At 66.0% G+C, this 3630-nt stretch carries 4 protein-coding genes; 2 read left to right on the top strand and 2 right to left on the bottom strand.

Annotation, left to right across the window (positions count from 1 at the left end; all coding sequences use genetic code 11):
- Positions 1–852, bottom strand: an 852-nt coding sequence (locus AC1DYX_RS29130) for an FAD-binding protein (protein WP_477265403.1), incomplete at its 3' end; no start/stop codon positions are given.
- A gap of 23 nt (positions 853–875) precedes the next feature.
- Complete coding sequence (locus tag AC1DYX_RS29125; protein WP_477265401.1) at positions 876–1637, bottom strand: GntR family transcriptional regulator; 762 nt, start codon at positions 1635–1637, stop codon at positions 876–878.
- A 175-nt stretch (positions 1638–1812) separates the two neighbouring features.
- On the opposite strand from AC1DYX_RS29125, the gene AC1DYX_RS29120 reads away from it, so the two are divergent.
- Entirely contained in the window at positions 1813–2421 is a 609-nt protein-coding gene (locus AC1DYX_RS29120; RefSeq protein ID WP_477265399.1) for an alpha/beta hydrolase family protein, read from the top strand.
- Between the two features lie 88 nt (positions 2422–2509).
- Positions 2510–3625 (top strand): GGDEF domain-containing protein, encoded by a 1116-nt coding sequence (locus AC1DYX_RS29115; RefSeq protein ID WP_477265397.1) that lies wholly within the window; start codon positions 2510–2512, stop codon positions 3623–3625.
- Positions 3626–3630 lie beyond the last annotated feature (5 nt).

Raw genomic sequence — 3630 nt, 5'->3', positions numbered from 1 at the left:
CTCCTGCATCATCTGGCCGCTCCAGTAATCGCACTCGATGAAGCGCTCGCCCTTCGCATTCGTCGTGTGGCCGCCGAACGGACCCGTCACGTAGGCGCAGGCGGGGCCGTTGTAATCCTTGATCAGCGGGTTGATCTGGAAGCATTCGATGCCGGACAGTTCGGCGCCGGCGTGATAGGCCATGCTATAGCCGTCGCCCGCGTTGGTCGGGTTTTCGTAGGTGCCGAACAGATAGCCGGAGGCGGGCAGGCCGAGGCGGCCGGCGGCGCCCGTCGCCAGCACGACGGACTTGGCGCGGATCACGTGGAAGTCGCCCGTGCGGCAGTCGAAGGCCATCGCGCCGGCGATCGAACCGTCTGCCGCGGTCAGCAAGCGCGTGGCGACGAGGCGGTTGGTGATCTCGACACGGGCGCGCTTGAGGCGGCGGTACAGCACCTTCTTGATGTCGTGACCCTCGGGCATGGGCAGGACATAGGTGCCCATGTGGTGGACCTTGCGCATCGCGTAGTCGCCCGTCTCGTCCTTCTCGAATTTCACGCCCCAGCTGTCCAGCTCCTGGATCATCGCGTAGCTGTTCCGGGCGTACGCCATCACGGTGGCCTGGTTGACGATGCCGTCGTTGGCGATGGTGATCTCCTTGACGTATTGCTCGGGCGTCGCGAAGCCCGGCACGACGGCGTTGTTCAAGCCGTCCATCCCCATCGAGATGGCGCCGCTGCGCTTGACGTTGGCTTTTTCGAGCAGCAGCACGCGCAGTTGCGGATTGGCTTCCTTGGCCTTCACCGCGGCCATCGGGCCGGCGGTGCCGCCGCCGATCACGAGCACGTCGACGGTTTGAATATGCGTTTCCATATCGGGTTCCTGGTTAATAAGTGTCAGGGGTGGCGCGGCAGGCGCAGGGCGTACTGGAACGCTTCGCCGCGGACGTACAGGTATTCGAAGTCGAGCGGCACGCCGTCCGCCGTCCACGTCAGGCGTTCGATGCGCAGCAGGGCGGCGCCCGGTTCCACGCACAGTGCGGCGGCGAGATCGGCGTCTGCCGCATTTACGTCTGCATTCTGTGCACCGATCTGGACGTCGGCGTGGCCGAGTGCGATGCCGTAGTCGGCTTCGAGGATGAGGAAGATGTCGCGCCCGGCCAGGTCCTCGCTGCGCAGGCGCTCGCCGATTGCGGGCGGTAAATACGTGATCTCGAACGACACCGGTGCGCGGTCGAGCCAGCGCACGCGGTGGATTTCCGTCACCGGCGCGCCCGGCGCCAGGCGCAGACGCGCGGCGACGGAGGGCGACGCCTCGACCTGTGCGTGCTTCACGACGCGGTTGACGATGCGGTGGCCCTTGCGCGACATGGCTTCGCCAAAGCCTTCCAGCCGTGCCAGTTCCTGGCTCGGACGCGCCCGTGCCACGAACGTCCCCTTGCCGGGCACCTTGAAGATCACGCCTTCCTTCTGGAGGTCGCCCAGCGCCTGGCGCACGGTGATGCGGCTGACCTTGAGCAGGGCGCCGATTTCGCTTTCGGACGGCAGGCGCGTCTGCGGGGCGTAGGTGCCGTCGGCGATGCGTTCGCGCAGGCGCTCGCGGACCTGCGAATACAGCGGGATGGCGGATTGTTCGATTGCGCGGAAAGTAGTCGTCATGGGTCTGTATGTCCTGTCATGACAAGTCATGATTGGCAGGATGGTATCGACGAGGACACCCGGCGGGAACGAATGCTTTCGCGCTAGCACATATGAAAAACGCCTGAGTCGGTCGGCGCATATCGATATGCGGCGGATGCGCTAGACTGTGCGGTTTTCGCAGACCCCGACCACGATGAATTCACTGATCGTCCTGCTGCACGGCGTCGGCGGCACGCCTGCCGACATGGCGCCGCTGGCCKCGCTGATCGCGGCGCACGACCCGCATGCGCGCGTGGCCGCGCCGCCGGCCGCCGTGCCGTGCGACCGCGGCGGCGCCGGCCATCAATGGTTTTCCGTGGATGGCATCACGGAAGAGAATCGCCCCGGCCGCATCGACGCGGCGCTGCCGGCGTTCGTCGCCACCGTCGAGGCCTTGCAACGCGCGCACGGCGTGGGACCGGAGGCGACGGTGCTGGCCGGCTTTTCGCAGGGCGCGATCATGGCGCTGGCCGCGTGCAAGAACCGCTACCTGGCGCGCCACGTCGTCGCCATCGCCGGCCGCTTCGCGCCGCTGCCGGACGCGTGGGAGCGGCGGACGGCCGTCAGTCTCGTGCACGGCCGCATGGACCGCACGATGCCCGTGCAGCACAGCGAACGGGCGTTCGAATGCCTTGCCTCGTTGGGTGCGGAGGCGCGGCTGGACGTCGTGCCGCGCGCCGTGCACCAACTGGCGCCGCCGCTGCTGGACCGTGTCTGGGAGATACTGAGCACCTCATTTGAGGCAAGAAACATGGCGTCATGACAACATTCGCTGCTTCAACTCATTATTTAAGTTTCCAACGAGCCCAAGTTGGCGTAATGTTAGAGTCCTTGCGGAAGGGGAAACACACATGCACGAGCGCGGCGCCAGTGTGCGCGAACTCATCGCCGAGAACGAGGCCTTGCGCCGCCAGTTGGACAGTCTGCTTCACCAGGCCGAGAGTAATCACGCCATCATGATGCGCCACCAGGCGTTCGACCTGGAAATCGTCGGCGCGGGCAGTTTCCAGGAACTGATCGGCACGATCTTCCGCCTGCTGCCCGTGATTTCCAACCTGKACGCCATCACGCTGTCGATCGTCGATACCGGCGCCGACATCTATACCGTGATGCACAAGCTGGGCATGGATTTCGAGGCGTTCCCGAACCTGTTGTTCCACGAAAATGCCGACGCACTCGGTTACGACATGGCAGGCGGCCGTACGCCGAAACCGCGGCTGCTGCCGTTCGACGCGGCCGCGCAGCGTCACGCCTTTCCCCATCCGCCGGCGGGGCTCGCGAGCGTGGCGCTGGTGCCGCTGCTGCGCAACCGGCGCCTGCTCGGCAGCCTGAACCTGGGCAGCCGCGACCCGAGCCGGTTCACGCCGCTGCTCGGCACGGACCTCGTCGAGCACATGGCGTCGATCATCGCGATCTGCATGGAAAACGTGATCAGCCACGAGATGCTGAAGTACATCGGCCTGACGGATGCGCTCACGGGCGTCTACAACCGGCGCTACATGGACCGCCGCCTCGTCGAAGAGATCGCGCGGGCGCGGCGCCAGTCGTACCGGCTGTCGTGCATGTACATCGACATCGATTATTTCAAGCAGGTCAACGACAAATATGGCCACCTGGCCGGCGACGACGTGCTGCGCGAGGTCGCGGCACGCATCAAGGCGGAACTGCGCATGACGGACGCGCTGGGCCGTTTCGGCGGCGAGGAATTCGTCGTGCTGCTGATCGATGCGGACCTGGATGCCGCCAGCATGGTCGCGCAGCGCATCCGCGCCAGCGTGGTGGAGCGGCCATTCGTGTTGCCGGACGGACAGGCGCTGACGGTGTCGGTGTCGATCGGCGTGTCCACGCTCGACGATTTCGAGCGCGACCACGCGATCGAGGGCGTGGCGCAGCAGCTCGTGGCGCAGGCCGATCAGGCCTTGTATCAGGCCAAGGAAGGCGGCCGCAATCGGGTCGTCGCGCGGTAGGGTGG

The sequence above is a fragment of the Massilia sp. P2_C2 genome (genome assembly GCF_056404615.1).
Note: the sequence above shows the minus strand (reverse complement) of the source record. Positions and strands in the feature narration are given on the sequence as shown.